Raw genomic sequence first — 368 nt, 5'->3', positions numbered from 1 at the left:
TCTAGTACAAATCCTTTGTTATATTGACGGATACAGGCTATGTCAGTGACCGCATGGTTGGAATTGTAGAAAATGCCGATGCTTATTTGATTGAATCGAACCATGATGTTGAAATTTTGCGCTCGGGTTCTTATTCATGGAATTTGAAGCAACGGATTCTATCCGATAAGGGACATCTTTGTAACGAAGATGGAGCTGATGCCATGATTCGCTCGTTGGGAAATCGGACCAAAAAGATTTACCTAGGGCATTTGTCAAAGGAAAACAATATCAAGGAATTGGCTCACATGACCATGGTTAATCAGTTGGCTCAGGCTGATTTTGGAGTTGGAGTGGATTTTCAAGTCTATGACACATCGCCAGATACA

At 41.0% G+C, this 368-nt stretch carries 1 pseudogene; it reads left to right on the top strand.

Features of this window, described 5'->3' with window-relative positions:
• Positions 1-8 precede the first annotated feature (8 nt).
• Positions 9-368: pseudogene (locus C1E99_RS10605) on the top strand (MBL fold metallo-hydrolase); the annotation flags it as partial.

Source organism: Streptococcus suis (assembly GCF_002964045.1).
In the GTDB taxonomy this organism is placed as follows: Bacteria; Bacillota; Bacilli; order Lactobacillales; family Streptococcaceae; genus Streptococcus; species Streptococcus suis_U.
This window is presented reverse-complemented; position numbering and strand designations above follow the sequence as displayed.